A 19,778-nucleotide genomic window follows, 5' to 3' on the forward strand; every position below is an offset into this window, starting at 1 on the left:
CGCGCGGAATGACCCACGAGACGACGCGCGAGACGACGGAGGAATCCATGGCCAAGGAACCCGACGGCAGCGCACGATCCGGTGAACGCTCCGGCGAACGGGCGGAGCCGGTCACATCCGCCCCGGAGTCAGACATATCCGCCCCGGACCCGGTCATATCCCTGCGCGGCGCCACCGCCTCGCTCGGCGGCCGCCCCATCCTGCGCGGCATCGACCTGGCCGTGGGCCGCGGCGAGGTCGTCGCGCTGCTCGGCGCGAACGGCTCCGGCAAGTCGACCGCCGTCCGCGCCGTCGTCGGCCAGGTGCCGCTGACCGGCGGCGAGCTGGCGCTGTTCGGCACCCCGGGGCGCCGTTTCCGCGACTGGGCCCGCGTCGGCTACGTACCGCAGCGGACGACCGCGGCCAGCGGCGTCCCCGCGACCGTCCGCGAGGTCGTCTCGGCCGGACGGCTGGCCCGCCGCCGGTTCGGGCCGCCGCGCAAGGCCGACCGGGCGGCCGTCCACCGCGCCCTGGAGCTGGTCGGCATGGCCGACCGCGCCCGCGACCCGGTCGGCGCGCTCTCCGGCGGCCAGCACCAGCGGGTGCTGATCGCCCGCGCGCTGGCCGGTGAACCCGAGCTGCTGATCATGGACGAGCCGATGGCCGGGGTCGACCTGGCCAGCCAGGAGATCCTCGCCGGGACACTGCGCGAGCAGGTCGCCGCGGGGACCACCGTCCTGCTCGTCCTCCATGAGCTGGGTCCGCTGGAGCCGCTGATCGACCGCGCGGTGGTGCTCCGCGACGGCTGCGTCGTCCACGACGGCCCGCCGCCCCAGGCCGTCGGCCAGCATGCGCTGCCCGGCCATGATCACGTCCATCCCCACGCGGCGCCCGACGCCGAACCGATCCGGACAGGGTTGCTGACCTGACATGCTGGAAGTCCTCGACTACGCCTTTATGCAGCGGGCCCTGCTCGCCGCCGTCCTCGTCGGCATCACCGCCCCCGCCGTCGGCATCTACCTCGTCCAGCGCCGCCAGGCGATCATGGGCGACGGCATCGGCCACGTCGCGCTCACCGGTGTCGCCCTCGGCTTCCTGACCGGCACCAACCCGGTCTGGACCGCCGTCCTGGTCTCCGCCCTCGGCGCCGTCCTGATGGAGCTGATCCGCTGGTACGGCAAGACCCGCGGCGACCTCGCGCTCGCGATGCTCTTCTACGGGGGCATGGCGGGCGGCGTCCTGCTGATCAACCTCTCGCCGACCGGCTCCAACGCCAACCTCACCACGTATCTCTTCGGCTCGATCACCACCGTGTCGCAGCAGGACGTCGTCGTGATCAGCCTGCTCGCCGCCTTCGTCGTGCTGATCACCCTCGGGCTGCGGCGCCAGCTGTTCGCGGTCTGCCAGGACGAGGAGTTCGCCCGGGTGACCGGGCTGCCGGTCCGTACGCTCAACCTGCTGCTGGCCATCACCGCGGCCGTCACCGTCACGGTCGCGATGCGCGTCGTCGGCCTGCTGCTGGTCAGCGCCCTCATGGTGGTCCCGGTCGCCGCCGCCCAGCAGGCCACCCGCGGCTTCGCGATGACGCTCGCGCTGGCGGTCGGCATCGGCGTCGTGGTCACCCTGTCCGGAACGGTCTTCTCCTTCTACCGGAACGTGCCGCCCGGCGCGAGCATCGTCGTCCTCGCCATCGGCGTCTTCGCCGTCGTCACCGCGCTCGCCGCGCCCCTGGCCAAACGGCGCGCCAAACAGCGCGCCGGACGGGCCGCTTCGACCGAGGGGCGGTGCACCCTCAAGGACGACGTACTCGTGTGATGCTTAGCTAGTCCGTAGCGCATCCGTTAGCTGGCACAATGGCGAAGCAGAGAGAGCGGCAGGCAGAGCGCTACGGGCAAGCGAGGTTGAGGAGGCAACTGTGGCGACCGCGGGTCCCCCAGTACGCGGCCGGTCCACCAGGCAGCGCGCCGCGGTGGCGGCGGCGCTGGATGAGGTGGACGAGTTCCGCAGTGCGCAGGAGCTTCACGACATGCTCAAGCACCGGGGCGACTCGGTCGGCCTGACCACCGTCTACCGCACCCTCCAGTCCCTCGCCGACGCCGGTGAGGTCGACGTCCTCCGTACCACCGAGGGCGAGGCCGTCTACCGCCGCTGCAACAGCGAGGAGCACCACCACCACCTGGTCTGCCGCTCCTGCGGCAAGGCGGTCGAGGTCGAAGGCCCGGCGGTCGAGAAGTGGGCCGACGCGATCGCCGCCGAGCACGGCTTCGTGGACGTCGCCCATACGATCGAGATCTTCGGCACCTGCGGTGACTGCGCGTCCCCGGTGAAGGACGCACAGGCTTAGCCCCCCTTCCTCAGGGCTGGTCCCCGCTGACGTTCCCGTTTCCCCCAGGGCCGTCACAGCTTTGTACTGGAACCACCGTCGTATGCGCACGCACCCTGTCTTGGGGCGATTTGCTGGGTACGGTGTCAAGTACATGCACATTACGGCTGCTTGGGGGAAGCCTGATGTCCTCGCACCTGCCCGGAATGCCGGATTTATTCATCGATCCACCGTCTCCGAAGAAGACCGCGGGCGCCTTCCACACCACCAGCGCCACGGGGCAGAACAAGACCAAGCTGGACGACCCCGAGGCCGCCGGGAAGGCCCATTCGGGGTGGGCGGTCGCGCAGCCCAACCAGGAGTGCGTCACGGCGTGGCGCGACCGGCTGCACGAACTCGGCAAGTCGGCCAGGGAGGCGGCCGCCGCCATCACCGATGCCATGGACGACTACATGGACACCGACCTCTCCATCGAGGCGGAACTCCGCAAGGACGCCCGCTGGCTGGAGGGCGCCTGATGGTCTCCGTACCCGACCTCCGGTCCGCGAGCCCGCAAGCCTGGCGGGACGCCGCCACCGACGCCCTCAGCGCGGCCAAGCACTGCGACGAGATCGGCACCGTCGCCCGCGACGACGTGGCCCGCACCATCGAGAAGCAGTGGGTGTCCGACGCGGGGCTCGCCGCCCGCCGCACCTTCGTCAAGCACGCCGATGACTACGAAGCGGCGAATCTGGCGCTGCGCGAGCTGTGCCGCGTCTACGACGATCTGGCCGACGAGATCGAGGCCGCCCAGCGCGATCTGAACAGCGCACTCGACTACGCGAGCGACCATGAGCTGACCGTCGACGACAGCGGTCGCGTCGCCCGCTCCAAGCCGGTGGCCTCCGCACCCGGTGACGACAGCCAGTCGGAGCCGGTCCGGCACGCCCAGGGCATCATCGAGGACGCCCTGTCCCGCGCGACCAAGGCCGACACCACGGCGGCGGCCGCGCTGCGCACCATCAGCGGCCTCACGAAAATCTCCGATCCACAGCTGATCAAGGAGGCGCTGAAGAAGAACAGCCCGCTGGCGATCGCGCTACGCCTGACGGGCGCGTCCGACGGTACGCACCCGATCAACGTCTCCCCCGCGCAGCTCGCCGCCGTGGAGCGGGCGGCGAAGGAGACCGGTATGAGCAAGACGCTGCTGCTGTCGATCGTCTGGCAGGAGCAGCAGTGGTACCAGAACTACGACAAGGACGGCCGCGGCTTCCTGCCGAGCATCGGCAGGATGTTCAACTGGACGCTGCAGCAGACGATCAAGCCGGACAAGTCGCTGGGCATCACGCACATGAAGCTGGGGACGGCCCGCAACGTCATGGCGAACAACCGCGATGTGTTCACCACGGCGGACGGCACCTACCTGGGAGACCTCAGCGATGCCCAACTCACCAAGTACATCGAGGAGAACCCCAACGAGGACATACGCCTGAGCGCTTACCACCTCAAGGAGTTGCAGACGAATCCGTACGGCTCGGACACGGACAAGCAGTTGTTCGTCCTCTACGCCGCCGACACCCCCGACGTCCGCGAGAAGAACGAGCAGTACGGGGACGACTCGGACCATCGAGGGGGCGACATCAAGGCGCGTGGGGAGAACTGGGACAGGCTCCAGCCGCATCTGTCGGACGCCCAGGCGTGGGAGGCCCTGAGCGACGAGGAGCGGCAGAGGGCCCTGGAGCAGCTGGAGGGCGAGACGCCCAAGGGGCACTCGTTCACCATCGACCCGATCTACGGCGACGAGTCGCACGGCACCGGCACCGACGAGCCGGAGCCCGGTACCCCCTCGCCGGAGCCCGGGCCGTCCCCCACTCCGCCGTCCGATTCCTCGGGTGACAAGGACGACGAAGGCGGCGACAAGAAGCCGACCGAGCCCAGCCCCGGTCTCACACCGCGCCCCTCGGCGACGGGCTAGCCCCCGAAGAGATGAGTTCATGAAGCGAGTGATCAGCGTGTTCGCGGCGGGGATGGCCACGGCCCTCCTCGCCGCGTGCGGCAACACGACGGGCGGCGGCGACGGCTCGTCGCCCAGCCCGAGCGCCACGATGCCGGGCAATGTGCCCACCAAGCCCGACTACGCGGACGCGGACGCGGTCGTGGAGGCGCTCGAAGCGGGCGGGGTCCCGTGCGAGATCACCCGCCGCTCGCAGGGCAGCGGGCGCGGGGGCTCAAGCCTCGGATGCGCGTCCGTCATCGACGGCACGAAGTTCGAGAACGACGTTCACGTACTCAATCCGGAGATCTTCGACCGCGACGAGGTCGGCGACTCCATCGCCTCCCACCGGGCGCCACCCACCAGCCACACCCTGGTCGCCGCCGGTCACTGGTTCGTATGGGTCACCGAGCCCCGCTTCGCGAACCAGATCGCGGCCGCTCTCGGCGGCGTCGTACTGCCGCCCAAGAAGGCCAAGATCCCCAAGTACCCGCTGCCCGACATCCCCGCCGCACCCCGCTACCGGACCGTCGGCGCCCTGGCCGACGACCTCGCCGGGGCGGTCGGCTGCGACGACCGGAAACAGCGGTCGGACACGGTGCTGACCTGCACCACCGGCAAGGCCACCGGCTCGCCCAACTGCGCCACCCTCGCCCTGCACGCCTCGGCCGCCGACCGGAACGCGGTGCTCCGCGAGGCCATCGCCTACAAGGGCGTGCCCGCGACCCTGGTCACGGCCGGAAACTGGAGCGTCAACCTCTGCGACTACGACCTGGGGTCACGCGTCGCCGACACCCTGGACGGCACGGTCGTGTCCTACGACGGAGGCTGACGTGCCGCTCCGGTGGTCCCATCCACGCCTGAAGTGGCCCAAACGCGTCGCGGCGGGCACCGCCCTGCTCCTCATCGTGCCCCTCCTCACCGCCGGGGTGTCGCTGCGGCTGCAGTTCGCGGGCGACCCCGCCCCCGGAACGCGTACGCGCGAGCGGGACGCGGCGTGGCTGGGGCACGCCTGGGTCGACGGGCGCAACAGCGAGGCCCAGCTCGCCGAGCTGGTCCAGCGGGTACGCGGAACCGGCATCCGGGACCTGTACGTCCACGCGGGCCCTCTGGAGCACGACGGCCGCCTGCCCCCGGCGCGCTACCCGAAGGCCCGCTGGCTGGTGGACGCGGTGCGGCGCGAGATGCCCGGCGTACGCGTCCAGGCGTGGCTCGGCGACGTCCTGTCCACCGAGGGGCAGACGGGGATGGACCTCGGCGAACGGACGACGCGCGAGCGGGTCGTACGCTCGGCGCGGCAGGTCCTGGACGCGGGGTTCGCGGGTGTCCACTTCGACCTGGAACCCCTGCACTCCGACGACCAGGACTACCTGTCGCTGCTGGACGACGTGCGCGCTGTCACCCGCGCCCACCGCGCGCCGCTGTCGGTGGCCGCGCACCAGATCGATCCCCTCCCCTCCCTCCACTCCGTCGCGGGTTTCGTCACCGGTCACCCCAAGTGGTGGTCGCAGTCGTATTTCGGCGCGGTCGCCCGCCGGGTCGACCAGATCGCGGTGATGTCCTACGACACGGCGATGCCGCTGGCGAGCCTGTACGGGGGCTACGTCGCCCAGCAGACGCGCCTGGCCCTCGAGGCGACCCCACGCGGCACCGACCTGCTGATGGGCCTGCCCGCCTTCCACACCGACGACATCGGCCACCACGAGTCGGCCGAGACGGTGGCGGCGGGCGTCCGGGGCCTCCGCCTCGGGCTGGGCCGCGAGGACGCGCGCCGTGAGCGGTTCGGCGTCGCGCTGTACGTGGACTTCGCGGCGACACCGGGTGACTGGGCCGCGTACCGGCGGGGCTGGGGCGCGCCGGAATCCGGCTAGCGCATGGGCTGGCGCTTCGGCTAGCGCTTGGGCTGGGTGAAGCGCAGCATGTTCCCCGCCGGGTCGCGGAAGGCGCAGTCGCGGACGCCGTACGGCTGGTCGATCGGCTCCTGCAGCACCTCGCCGCCCGCCGCCTGGACGCGCTCGAACGTGGCGTCCACGTCGTCGGTCGCGAAGAGGACCCCGCGCAGCATGCCCTTGGCGAGGAGTTCCGCCATGGTCTGCTTGTCGGCGGGCGAGGCGTTGGGGTTGGCGGCGGGCGGTTCGAGGACGATGTTGACGTCGGGCTGCGACGGCGATCCGACGGTCACCCAGCGCATTCCCTCGAACCCGACGTCATTGCGCACCTCCAGCCCCAGGATGTCGCGGTAGAAGGCGAGGGCCTTGTCGTGGTCGTCGACGGCGATGAAGCAGGTCGAAAGCGTGATGTTGGTGTTCATGTCTGTCACGCTACGACCGGTCGGCGGGCTTCGCTTCTCCATTCCTGACCGGATCCCTGGCCGGATCCCTGACCGGTCTGGTGAAGACCTTGGCGACGCAGGCCGGAATCTCCGCCCCCGGCTCATGATCGCGCGCCCGGTACGCGCTCGGGCTCTCGCCCACCAGCTCCGTGAACCGCGAGCTGAACGACCCCAGCGACGTACACCCCACCGCGAAGCAGACCTCCGTCACCGACAGGTCCCCGCGCCGCAGCAACGCCTTGGCCCGCTCCATCCGCCGCGTCATCAGGTAGCTGTACGGGGTCTCCCCGAAGGCGTCCCGGAAGCTCCGCGCGAAGTGCCCCGTCGACATCAGCGCGCCGCGCGCCAGCGCCGGGACGTCGAGCGGCTCCGCGTAGTCCCGGTCCATCCGGTCCCGCGCCCGCCGCAACCGGACCAAGTCATCCAGATTCACCCCCTGAGGATCCCACGCCGCCCCAAGCGGTTCCGGGTCCCGCTCAGGGGTGCATCCGCGCGCCCTTGAGGACCTTGTCCACCGCGTTGCGCGGGCCGTAGACGGCCAGCCCCACCAGGTCGAGCTGGTCGGTGCCCACCGCCCGTACGGCCGCCCGGTTGTCCCGGTCGTTGCCCGTGCTGAACAGATCCGAGGTGAACAGGGCCCTCGGCAGCGCGCGGGACAGCGCCCGGCCGTGCGCGGTGGTCAGCGTCTCCTTCGTCCCCTCGAAGACCAGCACGGGCTGGCGGAACATCGGCAGATACGCGGTGCCGTCGGCGTCCGCGTACGGCTCGCCGATCACCTCCGGTGCGGTCGCGCCGAGCCCGCTGACGAGGAAGGCGGTCACGTTCAGCCGCTGCCAGGTCTCCAGGTCGTCGCGCAGCAGTACGGCGATCTTTGTGTCGAAGCGGATAGGCGCGTTCTCATCATTCGTGCTCGTGCTCATGGTGTGAGACTGCAGGCCGCACGCCCGCGCCGTCTTGTACGTTCTTTGCATGGCGTCCCGACCGGAAATCTCCGCTTGGCGCCCGTCGGTCCCGGGCGTCAGCGAGGTCTTCCACGCCCACTTCACCGAGCACGCGTATCCCATGCATGTCCATGACGCCTGGACCCTGCTGATCGTCGACGACGGCGCGGTCCGCTACGACCTGGACCGCCATGAGCGCGGCACCCCGAACGACACCGTCAGTCTGCTGCCGCCGCAGGTCCCGCACAATGGCTCACCCGCCACCGCCCACGGCTTCCGCAAGCGCGTCATCTACCTCGACATGACCCAGCTGGACGCGAGCCTCATCGGCCCGGCGGTCGACGGCCCGGACCTCACCGATCCGCTTCTGCGCCGCCGCATCGGCCAGCTGCACGCCGCGCTGGCCGCCCCGGGCGACGAGTTCGAGGCGGAGAGCCGCCTGGCGCTCATCAGCGAGCGCCTGCGCGAGCACCTACGGCCTCGCCTGGCCGTCACCGCCCCGGCGCCCAACCCCGGCATCGCCCAGAACCTCCGCGACCTCCTGGACGAGCGCTACGTCGAAGCCCCCACCCTGGAAGAAGCCGCCCGCCTCCTCCACGCCCACCCCGCCCACCTCGTACGCGCCTTCAGCACGGCATACGGCATCGCCCCGCATCAGTACGTGACCTCGCGCCGCATCGACCTGGCCCGCCGTCTCCTCCTCGACGGCCAACCCCCGGGCGAGGTGGCGGGTGCGGTAGGCCTCTACGACCAGTCGCACCTGACGCGCCACTTCAAGCGCGTGGTGGGGGTCCCACCGGGCCAATACGCCCGCACGGGGGCCACCAGCCGAGGGGCGCTGTGAGGCTCACATCAACATGTCGTCCGCCCACGCCCATAGCTCCAAGGCACCCCGGCGAACGGCTTCCTCCGGGTGGTGTGCGAGCTGCCCGCAGACCGCTGCGACGTCCGGCACGCTGTCCGGTCCCACGAACGCGTCCCGCACCCCGGTCTGCAACCAGTCGGCGTGATTGTCGTCAGCCTCGGCAACGGCGAGCGCGATGAGCCGCACGGCGGCCACCGTGCCCACCCGGGCCAGGGCCTCTGCCGTCCATCGAGTCACCGCCGTGTCCTCGGCGTCCAGCAACAGCCCCGCCAACGCTTCCGCGGCCTCAGGAGCATCAGCGAAGGAGGCGAGGTCACGCCCAGCACGAACACGTCGCGACCACGAAGGAGACGAGGCCTCGGCCAAGGCCGCCTCCAGCCCGCTCATCACCTCCGCCCCGCTTCACCGGCCGCCGACGCCGCCAGAGACATGCGGAATCTACCCAGCCAGCGGTAGCAGAGATCAGGCGTGACGGCCTCGAACAGCTCCGGCGTTGAGATCTCGAACAGGAACTGCGTCAGCAAGTCCTCGTGTCCCTCTTCGAAATCCACGTCGTCGCGAAAGTGCACGGTGTGCGCCCAGAGAGAGAGCTCGCCCGGCTCTGCCAAGCCCTCCACGACCTTCTCCAGCACGGCCGCGACGGTGACGCGGTCGAGGATGCTGACCGATGACGTGTCTTCGTCCTGGCGGACCGCCTGGACGAGGTCGGCCAATGCGCCGCGCCAGCGAAGGAGGTCCTCAACTGCTCGTTTCCCCTCGCTCATGTCCATGCTGGCCACGATCCCCGAGGCGAAGCTCTGGACACAATCGAATTCCGATCTCGTGTCCGCTCACTTCGGGCGGGTGAAGATCTCGACGTCTTCAAGTGCATCCTGGGCAGCACCGGATAGGGCCGCGTCGCCCGCGAGAGCCTCCACCGCAGCCACGGCTGCATCGCCGACGCGACCATGAATTCTGGCCAGATGCCCCACCGCGAGTGCTGCAGCTCGGCGAATTCCCGGGTTACTGTGATCAGCGAACTGAACAACCCATTGCTCGACCCGTACATTATCGGACACGTGAAGAGCTGCCGAGATCAGCGTCTCAGTAATAACGTGCGGGTCCCCAGACGTGAGCCTGTCTTCGACCTCAGCCACCGAAACTGACCCCAACGGTTCATACTTCATAACGCCTCCCGCGCATACGACCCCTAGCTGCCAGGGTCGACAATTTTGCCCTTCGCCGTGACCAATCCTGCTTTTCGAAGCGCACTTTGCATCTGCTGACTGAGCTCATTCCACGTCCGTACATGCCCATGATATACGCCAGTCCCATTATGCGTCTCATCAAACACCGAGAATTCTCCAGTATCATGATCAGCGCTAATGCGACGCGTCGTATTCGGGTTGAAAGATATCGACCTCTCAAGGGCGGCCTGCGGGTTGGTAGGCTCCGGCGCAGCGTCCCCTCTCTGCATCTTGCCGTGCTTGGGTGAAGGCTCAAATTTTAGAGAGCTCTTATCTGGACTCTCGCCACTACCCTTGCACCCCTTAAGACCCAGCGGGTCAAGCCATCCCAGTGAGTTCCTAACGTAACCATGGTGGTTAAGAGCTGGTTGGAGACCGAGGGGGTCGGGAGTGGTGTAGCGGGCGGTTTCGGGGTCGTAGTGGCGGAAGTAGTTGTAGTACAGGCCCGTTTCGGGGTCGGCGTATTGGCCGGGAAAGCGGAGGGGGCAGTCGAGGGCGGCGGGTGGGGTGGGGAGTTGGGTGCCCCAGAGGGTGGTGCGTTGCTGCCAGGCCAGGGTGCCGTTCGGGGCGACCAGTTCGGTGGGGGTGCCGACCAGGTCGGTGATGATGGCGTGAAAGTGGGTTTTGGTGTCCGCGGCGAATTGCGTGATGAGGGACTCGCCCGGGCGGCGGGTGTGGTGGTTGGTTTGGGCCAGGGGGCGGTGGGTGCCTGGGGTGTAGTCCCAGGTGGTGTGGGTGCCGTCCTCCGTGGACTGTTCCGCCAGGCGGGTGTCTTCCCAGGTGAAGTGGAGGAGGGCGGTGGGGGTGCCGTCGTCGGTGAGGCGGTGTTTGGATACTCGGCGGCCTAGGGGGTCGTAGACGTACGCCCACTGAGCGCCGTTGGGGGTGGTGGCCTTGACCAGGCGGTCTTCGGCGTTCCAGGTGTACGTCCAGGTGCGGGTCTGGCCGTTGAGGAGTTTGCGGGTGCGGCGGGTCAGGCGGCCCTGGGCGTCGTGTTCGTAGGTGGTGCGGCCCGCGCGGTGGATGATCGTGCCGGTGAAGGAGCGGTCGCCGGGGGTGTCGTGGGCGGGCGCGGTGGCGTGGGTGAGGTTGCCCGCCGTGTCGTACGCGTACGTCTCGGTCCAGCCGTGGGCGTGGACGGCGGTGACACGGCCCAGCGGGTCGAGGTCGAAGCGGCGGGTGCCGGAGGTGAGTTCGCGGATCTCGGTGAGGTAGCCGTCCGCTCGGTAGGCGTAGGAGCGGTGTTGGAGGAGGTTTGTCAGCAACCCCGGTGACGGTTTGGGCGGTTAGGCGGTCTGCCCGGTCCCAGGTCTGGGTCAGGGATACGCCGTCGCCCAGGCGGCGTTCGGTTTCCCGGCCTGCCGCGTCGTAGGTGAAGGAGAGGGCGCCCGCGCCGTTGTCGAGGGTGGTGGGGCGGCCTGCCGCGTCGTGGGTCCAGGTGGAGCGCAGGCCGCTGGGGGTGGTGCGTTCCGTACGGCGGCCTGCCGCGTCGTAAGCGTACGTCGTGGTGCGGTTGTTGACCGTTTCTGACAGGACGCGGCCTAGGGGGTCGCGTTGGATGGTCAGCTCGGCGTCTGGGGTGGTCGCCTCGGTGAGGTGGCCTGTCACGTTGTACGTGTACCGCGTGGTCTCGCCCTCGTCGGTGCGTTGTTCAACCGCGCGGCCCAGCGCGTCTCGGGTGAAGTGGAGGGTTTCGCCCGCGCCGTTGGTGCGGGTACGCAGACTACCCGCCGCGTCGTGGGTGTAGGTGAGGGTGCGGCCGTTGAAGTCGGTCTCGGCGGTGAGGCGGCCCGCCGGGTCGTACGTGTACGTCCAGGTCAGGCCCTGGGGGTTGGTGACCTGGGTCAGGCGTACCTCGGTGTCGTACGCGAACGAGTACGACGCGCCGTCCGGGTCCGTGCGGGTCGCCGGGACGTCGAAGTGGGTCGCGATGTGGTGGGTGGTGTGGCCCGCCGGGTCGGTGTGGCTGCGGAGGTTGCCTTCGCCGTCCCAGGTCCACGTCTCCCGTACGCCGTCAGGACCCTCCCGCCAGGCGGGCTTGCCCTCGGTGGTCCAGCCCATACGGGTGGTGTGGCCGAGGGGGTCCGTCACCGCCACCACGCGGCCGAAGGGGTCGCGGTGGGCCGTGGTGGTGTGGCCCAGGGGGTCCACCACAGCGGTCGGCGGTCCGGACTCGTCACAAGCCACGTGGGTGGTGTGGTCCAGGGGGTCGGTGACCGAGGTCAGGTGGCCGTGGTCGTCGTACGTGTAGTGGGTGGTCGCGTCGGCCGGGTCGGTGGTGGTGAGGAGGTTTCCGGCGGCGTCGTACGTGTGGCGCCACGTGGTGCCGCCCGGTTCGGTGACCGCCACAGGCTGGCACAGGTCGTTGTACGTGGCCGCAGCATGGCTGCCGTCCGGGAGGGTGACGGCGTTGAGGTTGCCGTCCTCGTCGTACGCGTAGCGGGTGGTGTGGCCCAGCGGGTCGGTGACCGAGAGGCGGCGGTCGCCACGGGTGTTCCACGTGGTGACGGTGGTGTGGCCGAGCGGGTCGGTCTCCTCGGTCACCTGGCCGTCGGTGTTGTAGCGGTAGGTGGTGCGGTGGCCGAGGGAGTCGGTGTAGATGGTGGTGCGTGCCGCGTCGTCGTATTCGAGGGTGCCGTTGTAGACGCCGTCGCTGCCCTCGGTGCGGATCACTCGGCCGTCCGGGCCGTAGACGTACCGGAAGGTGGTGCCGTTGCGGTCGGTCCAGGTGGTGACGCGGCCCTGGGCGTCGTAGGTGAAGCGGAGGGGCTCGTTGCTGGAGTTGATGACCTCGGCGAGGTTCCCGGCCTCGTCGTACGCGTAGCGCATGACGACCGTGCCCGCGCCCTCGCGTCCCTGAGGTTCGTAGATCGACGGGGCCTCGTCGAGGAGGCGAAGGGCGGTGACGCGGCGGTGCTCGTCGGTGTCGATGGCCACGTAGTAGCCGCCGGAGTGGCGGATCGCGAGGGGGTTGCCGGACAGGGCGCGTTCGATGTCGACGCGGGCGCCGTTGCGGTCCTGGAGGCTGTCCAGCCACAGGTGGACGGCGCCGGACTCCTCGGTGGGCGCCGGGCGGGTGAAGGTCCGTACGACACCGGTCTGCGGGTCGGTGACGGTCATGACGCCGTCCGGCTCCCCGTCCCACTCCAGCGGCCAGCGCTCGCCCTTCTCCGGCAGCGTGGGAACGCCCGGTTCCGGCACCGGGTACACGAGCCGCATGCCGTCGGACGCGGCGAACACGACGCCCTCGGAGTCGAGTTGGATGCGCTCGTCCAGCAGGCAGGACCAGGTCGGGCCGAAGCTGGCGCCGCCACGGTAGGAGGAGAGGTGGGTGCGTTCGAAGACCAGCGGCAGCGAGCCGGGGAGGGTGAGGTCGGTCTGCTCCATGAGCATCGCGCCGGTCGCGATGTCGATGGGTTCGCCGCACTTGGGAGTCGACTTGCCGGAGCGGCCCGCGCGGGGCACCTCGATGAGGTTGGGGCGGATGCCGGGCGGCTTCAGCAAGTCGGGGACGCCGCCGGTCTTGGGGATGACGCCGGATTTGACCACGCCCGCTCCGGCGCCGAAGAGGCCGCCGTAGATCATGCCGTCCTTGGCGGCGGCGCTCACCTCGTCCAGGCTGAAGCCACCTTGCTGGCCCAGGGCGATCTTGAGCGGCTGCACGACGGCGAGGTCCACGGTGATCGACGCGAGGCCGGTGTACACGGCGCCGACCAGCATCTCCGCGGCGATGGTGGCCACCGCCCCCTCCACCGCGACGCCCAGGCCCGCCGACATAGCGATGATCTCCCCGGCGACCGCGTCGGAAGCGCCCCCGGTCGGCAGGGTCAGCAACCCTCCAGCGACGATCGCCACGGCGTCGATGGCGATCTGCGTCCACAGCTTGTCGATCGCCTCATCGACCTCGTCGGCGAACGCGTCCAGCGCCTTGGCCATGCTGCGGGCGGACTTGGCGAGGTCGCTCAGCCAGCCCCCGTCCTTGCCCTTGGCGTAGCGCCCCCAGAAGGTCTCGAAGGCGTCGATCGCCTCGCCCTTGTTGTTGTGGATGAGCATCGTGGCGGCCTTGTTGGTCGCGGCGCGTACGTCATCCACGCTGTCGGCGAAGGTACGCCAGGCGTCGGCGGCGTGGCGCAGGGTGCCGGAGTTGGCGTCCGGCCACCACATGCCCAGCTCCAGCAGGATCGCCTTGGCCTTCTCCTCGACCTCGCTCCCGAAGCTCACTTGTGGCCGTCCCCACCAGGCGCGTTCTTCGCCTTGGTGAACATGCCCTCGATCAGCTTGTCGTTGTCGACGTGACCGTCCGCCATGTCCTGCAGCGCCTCGTGGATGCTGGTCAGGCCGAGGACGAGGACGCCGGTCGACGACTCGATGTCCTTCTGGTTCGGCTTGTAGTTCTTCGCGAACTCCTTGCCCGGCTTGTCGTCCCCCCATGGCTCGCCATAGCCGTCGAGCGTGTTGATCAGCGTGGTCAGCGCGTCACTCAGCTTGACCGCCTGGCGGTGAAACGTCGGTGAGACGGACTTGATGTCCGCCACCTTGATGTCCAGGACCTTGCCCTTGCCGTGGCCATCGCTCATGCCACGTCTCCCCCTCTGGCCTGCACGGTGCAAAGTGTCCAGGCTAGGGGGGGGACGTGATCATGGACTGTTCAATGCGGGCTCTATGGCACGCAAAAAGTCCGCGCTGACCAGGGCCGATCTGATCAGACGCCCTGCGGGTCGTCCTTCTTCAGCTGGTCCTCGTTCGGGATCGCCCCGCCGAAGCGGCGGTCGCGGGAGGCGTACTCCAGGCAGGCGCGCCACAGGTCGCGGCGGTCGAAGTCCGGCCACAGCACGTCCTGGTAGACCATCTCGGCGTACGCGCTCTGCCAGATCAGGTAGTTCGACGTGCGCTGCTCGCCCGACGGGCGGAGGAAGAGGTCCACGTCCGGCATGTCGGGGAAGTAGAGGTACTTGGCGAGCGTCTTCTCGTTCACCTTCGACGGGTCGAGCTTGCCCGCGCGCACGTCCTCGGCCAGCGCCTGCGCCGCGTCCGCGATCTCGGCGCGGCCGCCGTAGTTCATGCAGAAGTACATCGTCATGGCGTCGTTGTCCTTGGTCTGCTCCTGCGCGACCTGCAGCTCCTTGGCCACCGACTTCCACAGCTTCGGCATCCGGCCGACCCAGCGGATCCGGATGCCCAGCTCGTCCATCTCGTCGCGGCGGCGGCGGATGACGTCTCGGTTGAAGTTCATCAGGAAGCGCACCTCGTCGGGCGAGCGCTTCCAGTTCTCCGTGGAGAAGGCGTAGAGGGAGAGGTTCTGGACGCCCATCTCCAGGCAGCCCTTGAGCACGTCCAGCACGACGCCCTCACCGACCTTGTGCCCCTCCGTACGCGGCAGCCCGCGCTCCTTGGCCCAGCGGCCGTTCCCGTCCATCACGCAGGCCACGTGGTTCGGCACCAGCTCGGCGGGGATCTTCGGCGGGCGGGCGCCGGACGGATGCGGGTCCGGGGCCCGGTACTCGCGCCGCTGTCGGCCCAGAATCCCGCGTCGTGCCATGGCTTCGCGTCTCCTCAAGTGCGTATGCGTGTGTGGATGTGGATGTGGGTGTGTGCTGTGTTGTTTTGGGGTTACTTCTCTACGTACCGGAGCGACCTCAGGCCCCGCTCCAGGTGCCAGTGCAAGTACGCCGCGACGAGCCCGCTGCCCTCCCGGGCATGGCGCAGCTCACAGGCGTCCGCCGTCTCCCAGTCGCCGGTCAGCAGCGCGCCCAGCAGCGTCAGCGACTCCGCTGAGGGTACGACGCTTCCCGGCACCCGGCACTCTCCGCAGATGACCCCGCCCGCGCCGACCGAGAAGAACCGGTTCGGACCGGGCATCCCGCACTTCGCGCAGTCGTCGAAGCTCGGCGCGTAGCCGTTCACGGCGAGTGAGCGGAGCAGGAACGCGTCCAGGATGAGATGCGGCTCATGCTCCCCGGAGGCCAGCGTACGCAGCCCGCCGACGAGGAGCAGATACTGCTGTACGGCGGGCTCGCCCTCATGATCGGTGAACCGCTCGGCCGTCTCCAGCATCGCCGTCCCGGCGGTGTAGCGGGCGTAGTCGGCGACGATGCCGCTGCCGTACGGAGCGATCGTCTCACTCTGTGTGCACAGCGGCAGCCCGCGGCCGATCAGCTCCCCGCCACGGGCGAAGAACTGCACGTCCACGTGCGAGAACGGTTCGAGGCGCGCGCCGAACTTCGACTTCGTACGGCGCACTCCGCGGGCCACGGCGCGGACGCGGCCGTGGTTGCGGGTGAGCAGGGTGATGATCCGGTCCGCTTCGCCCAGCTTCTGGGTGCGCAGCACGATGCCGTCGTCGCGGAACAGACTCATGCGGCTCATTGTCCCTCAGCGGGACAGGTGGTCCAGCCGCGCACCCAACGCGGAGCAGACCCCGTGAGCCGCTAGCTCCCGCTCATGTCGGCGTCCTCAAGGAGCTTGAGCGCGAGCTGCCGCAGCTCCGGGCCCGCCTTCTCCGGGGTGCCGGTGTCGAAGGGCGGGTCGGGGTCGTACTCCACGGCGAGTTGCATGGCCTGGGCGGTCCGCTCGTCGGAGAGGCGGGCGGCGAGGTGGAGGCCCATGTCGATACCGGCGGACACCCCCGCCGCGGTGATGATCTTCCCGGTCTCGACGAACCGCCCCGGGGTGTACGTGGCACCGGCGTCCGCCAGGTAGGAGCGGGAGGCCCAGTGGGTGGTGGCGGGCCGACCGCGCAGCAGCCCGGCGGCGCCCAGGATCAGGGATCCGGTGCACACCGAGGTCGTCCACAGCGATCCGCGGTGGATGCGGCGGATCCACTCCAGGACGGCGGGGTTGGCCATGGTGGCCGCCGTACCGCCGCCGCCCGGCACCAGCAGCACATCGGCCCGCTCCACGCTGTCCAGGGAGCGCTCGGCCACTAGCCCCAGCTCCCCGGTGTCGGTAAGGAGCGGTCCGGCCTTCTCGGCCACCATGGTCACGGTCACCCCGGGTACGCGGCACAGCACCTCGTACGGGCCGATGGCGTCCAGCGCGGTGACCCGGTCGTACAGCAGCACCGCCACCCGCACCCCGGCGTCGCGCGTCCCGGCCGCGTCCGCCCGCTCCGCCACCTCGACCCGCTCCGCCTCCCCCTCGGCGCGCGCCGGAGCCGCCGCGCCGACCGTCAGCAGCCCCGCGCCCAGCCCGCTCGCCGCCGCCGTACGCAGCAGCTTGCGACGGCCGCGGTCAACGTCTTTCGCCATCAGTGACTCCCTGATCCGTGGATGAGCCGACGGGCGTCGGCGAAACAGGTAGTCGTTCCGGAGGGCACCCAAGTTCCCGGAGTCGGCGCTCCGGCTGGGTGGGCGTCATGCGGTGCGTATGCCCGGGCAGTTGGGGGCGCGGGCGGTGTGATCCGGGTCAGTGGGCGGCCGTGGCTCCGGCGGACGTCCGGATCGCGCCCGGGACCCTTTCCGCGGGGCGCTGCAGCTGCCAGACGTGGGCCGGGGGCAGGTTGGCCCACACCGCGCTGCGGCCGGTGGCGTAGTGGCGCTGGTAGTCGGCCAGCACCTCTTCGGAGGCCTGCTGCCGCCGCGCCTGGGTACGGGAGGCCAGCGCCAGCAGGGGACGGGTCTGCCGGGCGCCGCAGTAGGCGAAGTACGTCAGCAGACCGCCGGGGCGCAGCAGCTCCAGATACCGGCCCATGATCGCTTCCACCTGGTGGGGGTCGAAGTTGGCGAAGGGCAGGCCCGAGATGATCGCGTCGTAGCGGCGGCCTATGTCCAGCTCCTCGACGTACGCGTGGTGCACCCGGGCCTGCCCGGGCTCCCCGGCCAGGCGCGGGTGGGTGCGGACGAGGTCGCGCAGCCGGTCGGTGAAGCGGGAGTTGGCCTCGACGATGTCCAGACGGCTGCCCGCCGGGAGCTGGTGGATGAGGGAACGGGTGACGGACCCGGTACCGGCGCCCACCTCCAGGACGTTCAACCGCCGCCCCGCCTGTGAGCGCAGCGGCTCGGTCAGCGCGTGGGCCAGCGCCCGGCCACTGGGGGCGAGGGCCCCGGTGGTGCGGATGTCGCGGGCTGCCTCGAGCAGGAACATCCAGTTGTTCCCGGCACCGCTCTGCGCGAGGCCACGTTTTGGCGAGGGGGTGTTCGAGTCGTCCATGGCACGACGCTACAAACAGCCCACGCGGCGGCCGATCCTTCTCCGTGTGACGGTGCCCACCCGTGACGGCGGGGTGGCGGCACGGAAGGCCGGTGAAGGGGCGCCGAGGGGCCGACTGCCGCGTGTTCCGGGGCGAGTTGACGCGGAAGACCGGCGGGGGCACGGGCGGGCACCGGGGCCGCGTGGCGCTGGTCACACTCGGGGCGCGGGTCGACCGCCCGTGACCGCTACCCGACGGTACGCACGGACGTGGCGTACGCCGTACGGGGTCCTCCCCTTGCCCCGATGTCACAGCCCCGTGCCGGGGCGGGCCTGGTTGGGCCACAACCCGGGCCCGGCAGGGGAGTTGCGGGCGGCAGGGCGGGAGGGGTTGCGCACACTGGATGCCACGGGGCGGGTCAGCGCGCAGCTGACCTGCGGAGAAGCGACAGCGGAGGTGTGCCATGGCGGCTGGTTGCCGGGACTGCGAGAGGTGTACGAAGTCATGGCTGGGGCGGGTGCTGGAGAACGCGGCCGTGGGGCTGATGCACGTGTGCACGATCGGCATCAGCTATCTGATCAAGAGGGGCTTCAGGCGGCACTGCCCCCAGTGCAAGCACCTGCTGTCCCGGCATGCGCGCAGGGCGGACGGCTCGTTCCGCGACTAGCCCGGACCAGCAGCGCGTCAGGCCGCCGAGGTCCGCTCCGCGAGCCAGCCCGCCATCGCCCGTACGCCGAGGCCGATGGCGCGCTCGTCCGGGGCGAAGTCGGGGAAGTGCGGATAGGCGGTGGTGAGGGGCGCGCCGGGGGTGCGGACGCCGAGGAAGGTGTACGTACCGGGGACGCGGTCCAGGTAGAGGGCGAAGTCCTCGCCGCTGAAGGGCGGGAACGCGGCGTGCAGCTCGGCCACCGCGCCCCGGCCGACCGAGCGGCGCAGATGGGCGGCGAGCCTGCGGCCGTCGGGCTCCGGGCAGACCATGGCGGGGAACGGCTCGGCGGGAAAGCTCACGGCAGCTCCCGGGTACGAGGCGGCCAGCCGCCGGATGTCCGCGCGCACCTCCCGATACCGCTCCTCCGGCCAGCAGCGGTAGGACACGCTCACCGTGGCGTCCCGCGCGCTCGCCCGGAGGGCCACGAAGCGGGCCAGCGGTCCGCCCGGCACCTGGGCGTCGGCGACCAGCCGCGCCAGGTCGGCCGGTGACTGCGGCTGGCTCACGGTGGCGAGTGCGGCGATCTCGGCGGCCAGCCGTCCCGCGCCCCCGGGCGCGTCCGGCCCCGAGAGCGTCGAGAGCGTTGAGAGTGTCACCTCCGCCTTGTCCTGCCCCGGCAGCCCGTAGCCCGCGGTCGTGGCGAACCGGCCGACGGGGAACGGCCCGCAGTGCAGCGCGTGGATCTCCTCGGCCCCGGTGCGCTCCAGCACGCCCGCGTCGATCAGCGCACGGGCGCCGGACAGGCTCTCCTCGGCGGGCTGGAAGAGGAACACCACCGTGCCGCTCAGTCGTGTGCGCAGCCGTGCCAGGACCCGCGCGACGCCGAGGGCGACCGTGGTGTGGATGTCGTGCCCGCAGAGGTGAGCCGCCGCCGGGCCGCCCCCGATGATGTCCTGGGGCGGCACCGCGTCCATGTCGGCCCGGTACGCCACGGTCCGGCCCGGACGTACGCCCCGCAGGACACCGACCACGCCGTGGCCGCCCACCCCCGTGGTGACGGCCAGCCCGGCCGCCCGCAGCTCCCGCGCCACCACCCCGGCGGTGCGCCGCTCCTCCCCCGGCGTCTCGGGGTGCCGGTGGAGGTCCCGTCGCAGCGCGATCAGCCCGCGCTCCAGGCGCGCCGCCTCGGCGTCCACCGCCCGCTGCGCCGCTCCCCGTGCCCCTCCGACCGCGACCGCGCTCCCCGCGCTCCCCCACGCCACCCCCGCACCGGCGGCCGCCGCCCCGGCGAGCAGCGTACGGCGGGCGGGAGCGCGCCCCTGGAGAGATCTGGCCGTTCGTTCCTCGTGGTGTGTTGTCATGC

Annotated in this window: 22 protein-coding genes and 1 pseudogene; 9 read left to right on the plus strand and 14 right to left on the minus strand. The window is 70.5% G+C overall.

Features of this window, described 5'->3' with window-relative positions:
• Positions 1-8: 8 nt before the first annotated feature.
• The 7 genes from ACWC5C_RS04365 to ACWC5C_RS04395 all read left to right on the plus strand — a co-directional run bounded on the left by ACWC5C_RS04365 (position 9) and on the right by ACWC5C_RS04395 (position 6,145).
• The gene (locus tag ACWC5C_RS04365; RefSeq protein WP_450873584.1) at positions 9-908 is read left to right on the plus strand and encodes a metal ABC transporter ATP-binding protein; all 900 of its coding nucleotides are present in this window, start codon (positions 9-11) and stop codon (positions 906-908) included.
• 1 nt (position 909) lies between these two features.
• Complete coding sequence (locus ACWC5C_RS04370) at positions 910-1,794, plus strand: metal ABC transporter permease (RefSeq protein WP_450873586.1); 885 nt, start codon at positions 910-912, stop codon at positions 1,792-1,794.
• 100 nt (positions 1,795-1,894) lie between these two features.
• The gene (locus ACWC5C_RS04375) at positions 1,895-2,323 is read left to right on the plus strand and encodes a Fur family transcriptional regulator (protein WP_385436028.1); all 429 of its coding nucleotides are present in this window, start codon (positions 1,895-1,897) and stop codon (positions 2,321-2,323) included.
• Positions 2,324-2,487: 164 nt separating this feature from the next.
• Complete coding sequence (locus ACWC5C_RS04380) at positions 2,488-2,820, plus strand: hypothetical protein (RefSeq protein WP_450873588.1); 333 nt, start codon at positions 2,488-2,490, stop codon at positions 2,818-2,820.
• The gene (locus ACWC5C_RS04385) at positions 2,820-4,256 is read left to right on the plus strand and encodes a hypothetical protein (protein ID WP_450873590.1); all 1,437 of its coding nucleotides are present in this window, start codon (positions 2,820-2,822) and stop codon (positions 4,254-4,256) included. Before ACWC5C_RS04380 ends, ACWC5C_RS04385 begins: the two co-directional genes overlap by 1 nt.
• A gap of 19 nt (positions 4,257-4,275) precedes the next feature.
• Entirely contained in the window at positions 4,276-5,106 is an 831-nt protein-coding gene (locus ACWC5C_RS04390; protein WP_450873592.1) for a hypothetical protein, read from the plus strand.
• Between the two features lies 1 nt (position 5,107).
• Positions 5,108-6,145, plus strand: coding sequence for a hypothetical protein (locus ACWC5C_RS04395; RefSeq protein WP_450873594.1), 1,038 nt, complete (start codon positions 5,108-5,110; stop codon positions 6,143-6,145).
• 20 nt (positions 6,146-6,165) lie between these two features.
• On the opposite strand, the gene ACWC5C_RS04400 is transcribed toward ACWC5C_RS04395, so the two are convergent.
• From ACWC5C_RS04400 to ACWC5C_RS04410, 3 genes are read right to left on the minus strand one after another with little or no spacing between them, the layout of a single operon-like run.
• Complete coding sequence (locus ACWC5C_RS04400; RefSeq protein WP_385436033.1) at positions 6,166-6,585, minus strand: VOC family protein; 420 nt, start codon at positions 6,583-6,585, stop codon at positions 6,166-6,168.
• A gap of 10 nt (positions 6,586-6,595) precedes the next feature.
• Positions 6,596-7,039: a helix-turn-helix transcriptional regulator gene (locus ACWC5C_RS04405; RefSeq protein ID WP_450873596.1), complete on the minus strand. Its 444-nt coding sequence runs from the start codon at positions 7,037-7,039 to the stop codon at positions 6,596-6,598.
• A 43-nt stretch (positions 7,040-7,082) separates the two neighbouring features.
• A complete protein-coding gene (locus ACWC5C_RS04410) occupies positions 7,083-7,526 on the minus strand; it encodes a DUF2000 family protein (protein WP_450873597.1) in 444 nt (147 codons plus the stop codon).
• A 49-nt stretch (positions 7,527-7,575) separates the two neighbouring features.
• Between ACWC5C_RS04410 and ACWC5C_RS04415 the strand changes: the two genes are divergently transcribed.
• Entirely contained in the window at positions 7,576-8,391 is an 816-nt protein-coding gene (locus ACWC5C_RS04415; protein ID WP_450873599.1) for an AraC family transcriptional regulator, read from the plus strand.
• A gap of 3 nt (positions 8,392-8,394) precedes the next feature.
• Here ACWC5C_RS04415 and ACWC5C_RS04420 read toward each other — a convergent pair whose 3' ends face one another.
• The 10 genes and pseudogenes from ACWC5C_RS04420 to ACWC5C_RS04465 form a co-directional block, all read right to left on the minus strand.
• On the minus strand, positions 8,395-8,799 hold the full coding sequence (locus ACWC5C_RS04420; protein WP_450873601.1) for a HEAT repeat domain-containing protein: 405 nt from the start codon (positions 8,797-8,799) through the stop codon (positions 8,395-8,397).
• Entirely contained in the window at positions 8,799-9,182 is a 384-nt protein-coding gene (locus ACWC5C_RS04425) for a hypothetical protein (RefSeq protein WP_450873603.1), read from the minus strand. Before ACWC5C_RS04425 ends, ACWC5C_RS04420 begins: the two co-directional genes overlap by 1 nt.
• Positions 9,183-9,242: 60 nt before the next feature.
• Positions 9,243-9,578, minus strand: a complete 336-nt coding sequence (locus tag ACWC5C_RS04430; RefSeq protein ID WP_450873605.1) for a hypothetical protein — start codon at positions 9,576-9,578, stop codon at positions 9,243-9,245.
• 23 nt (positions 9,579-9,601) lie between these two features.
• On the minus strand, positions 9,602-10,903 hold the full coding sequence (locus ACWC5C_RS04435) for an RHS repeat-associated core domain-containing protein (RefSeq protein ID WP_450873994.1): 1,302 nt from the start codon (positions 10,901-10,903) through the stop codon (positions 9,602-9,604).
• Between the two features lie 1,999 nt (positions 10,904-12,902).
• Positions 12,903-13,802: pseudogene (locus ACWC5C_RS04440) on the minus strand (DUF6531 domain-containing protein); the annotation flags it as partial.
• Positions 13,803-13,855: 53 nt separating this feature from the next.
• A complete protein-coding gene (locus tag ACWC5C_RS04445) occupies positions 13,856-14,215 on the minus strand; it encodes a hypothetical protein (protein WP_450873607.1) in 360 nt (119 codons plus the stop codon).
• Positions 14,216-14,340: 125 nt separating this feature from the next.
• Positions 14,341-15,177, minus strand: a complete 837-nt coding sequence (locus tag ACWC5C_RS04450) for an isoprenyl transferase (protein ID WP_450873609.1) — start codon at positions 15,175-15,177, stop codon at positions 14,341-14,343.
• A gap of 71 nt (positions 15,178-15,248) precedes the next feature.
• Positions 15,249-15,995, minus strand: a complete 747-nt coding sequence (gene recO, locus ACWC5C_RS04455; protein ID WP_450873611.1) for a DNA repair protein RecO — start codon at positions 15,993-15,995, stop codon at positions 15,249-15,251.
• Between the two features lie 71 nt (positions 15,996-16,066).
• The gene (locus tag ACWC5C_RS04460) at positions 16,067-16,885 is read right to left on the minus strand and encodes a DJ-1/PfpI family protein (protein WP_450873613.1); all 819 of its coding nucleotides are present in this window, start codon (positions 16,883-16,885) and stop codon (positions 16,067-16,069) included.
• Between the two features lie 157 nt (positions 16,886-17,042).
• On the minus strand, positions 17,043-17,786 hold the full coding sequence (locus ACWC5C_RS04465) for a class I SAM-dependent methyltransferase (protein WP_450873615.1): 744 nt from the start codon (positions 17,784-17,786) through the stop codon (positions 17,043-17,045).
• 443 nt (positions 17,787-18,229) lie between these two features.
• Between ACWC5C_RS04465 and ACWC5C_RS04470 the strand changes: the two genes are divergently transcribed.
• Entirely contained in the window at positions 18,230-18,433 is a 204-nt protein-coding gene (locus ACWC5C_RS04470; RefSeq protein ID WP_123104036.1) for a hypothetical protein, read from the plus strand.
• Between the two features lie 17 nt (positions 18,434-18,450).
• Here ACWC5C_RS04470 and ACWC5C_RS04475 read toward each other — a convergent pair whose 3' ends face one another.
• Entirely contained in the window at positions 18,451-19,776 is a 1,326-nt protein-coding gene (locus ACWC5C_RS04475; RefSeq protein WP_450873617.1) for a M20 metallopeptidase family protein, read from the minus strand.
• Positions 19,777-19,778 lie beyond the last annotated feature (2 nt).

The sequence above is a fragment of the Streptomyces sp. NPDC001700 genome (genome assembly GCF_053596435.1).

Excerpts from the sequence above, each read along its gene's own strand:
- ACWC5C_RS04430 (WP_450873605.1), bottom strand. The coding sequence starts at position 9,578 with ATGAAGTATGAACCGTTGGGGTCAGTTTCGGTGGCTGAGGTCGAAGAC.
- ACWC5C_RS04415 (WP_450873599.1), top strand. The coding sequence starts at position 7,576 with ATGGCGTCCCGACCGGAAATCTCCGCTTGGCGCCCGTCGGTCCCGGGC.
- ACWC5C_RS04400 (WP_385436033.1), bottom strand. The coding sequence starts at position 6,585 with ATGAACACCAACATCACGCTTTCGACCTGCTTCATCGCCGTCGACGAC.
- ACWC5C_RS04390 (WP_450873592.1), top strand. The coding sequence starts at position 4,276 with ATGAAGCGAGTGATCAGCGTGTTCGCGGCGGGGATGGCCACGGCCCTC.
- ACWC5C_RS04410 (WP_450873597.1), bottom strand. The coding sequence starts at position 7,526 with ATGAGCACGAGCACGAATGATGAGAACGCGCCTATCCGCTTCGACACA.
- ACWC5C_RS04470 (WP_123104036.1), top strand. The coding sequence starts at position 18,230 with ATGGCGGCTGGTTGCCGGGACTGCGAGAGGTGTACGAAGTCATGGCTG.
- recO (WP_450873611.1), bottom strand. The coding sequence starts at position 15,995 with ATGAGTCTGTTCCGCGACGACGGCATCGTGCTGCGCACCCAGAAGCTG.
- ACWC5C_RS04370 (WP_450873586.1), top strand. The coding sequence starts at position 910 with ATGCTGGAAGTCCTCGACTACGCCTTTATGCAGCGGGCCCTGCTCGCC.
- ACWC5C_RS04465 (WP_450873615.1), bottom strand. The coding sequence starts at position 17,786 with ATGGACGACTCGAACACCCCCTCGCCAAAACGTGGCCTCGCGCAGAGC.
- ACWC5C_RS04425 (WP_450873603.1), bottom strand. The coding sequence starts at position 9,182 with ATGGACATGAGCGAGGGGAAACGAGCAGTTGAGGACCTCCTTCGCTGG.
- ACWC5C_RS04445 (WP_450873607.1), bottom strand. The coding sequence starts at position 14,215 with ATGAGCGATGGCCACGGCAAGGGCAAGGTCCTGGACATCAAGGTGGCG.
- ACWC5C_RS04450 (WP_450873609.1), bottom strand. The coding sequence starts at position 15,177 with ATGGCACGACGCGGGATTCTGGGCCGACAGCGGCGCGAGTACCGGGCC.
- ACWC5C_RS04475 (WP_450873617.1), bottom strand. The coding sequence starts at position 19,776 with ATGACAACACACCACGAGGAACGAACGGCCAGATCTCTCCAGGGGCGC.
- ACWC5C_RS04365 (WP_450873584.1), top strand. The coding sequence starts at position 9 with ATGACCCACGAGACGACGCGCGAGACGACGGAGGAATCCATGGCCAAG.
- ACWC5C_RS04380 (WP_450873588.1), top strand. The coding sequence starts at position 2,488 with ATGTCCTCGCACCTGCCCGGAATGCCGGATTTATTCATCGATCCACCG.
- ACWC5C_RS04460 (WP_450873613.1), bottom strand. The coding sequence starts at position 16,885 with ATGGCGAAAGACGTTGACCGCGGCCGTCGCAAGCTGCTGCGTACGGCG.
- ACWC5C_RS04385 (WP_450873590.1), top strand. The coding sequence starts at position 2,820 with ATGGTCTCCGTACCCGACCTCCGGTCCGCGAGCCCGCAAGCCTGGCGG.
- ACWC5C_RS04420 (WP_450873601.1), bottom strand. The coding sequence starts at position 8,799 with ATGAGCGGGCTGGAGGCGGCCTTGGCCGAGGCCTCGTCTCCTTCGTGG.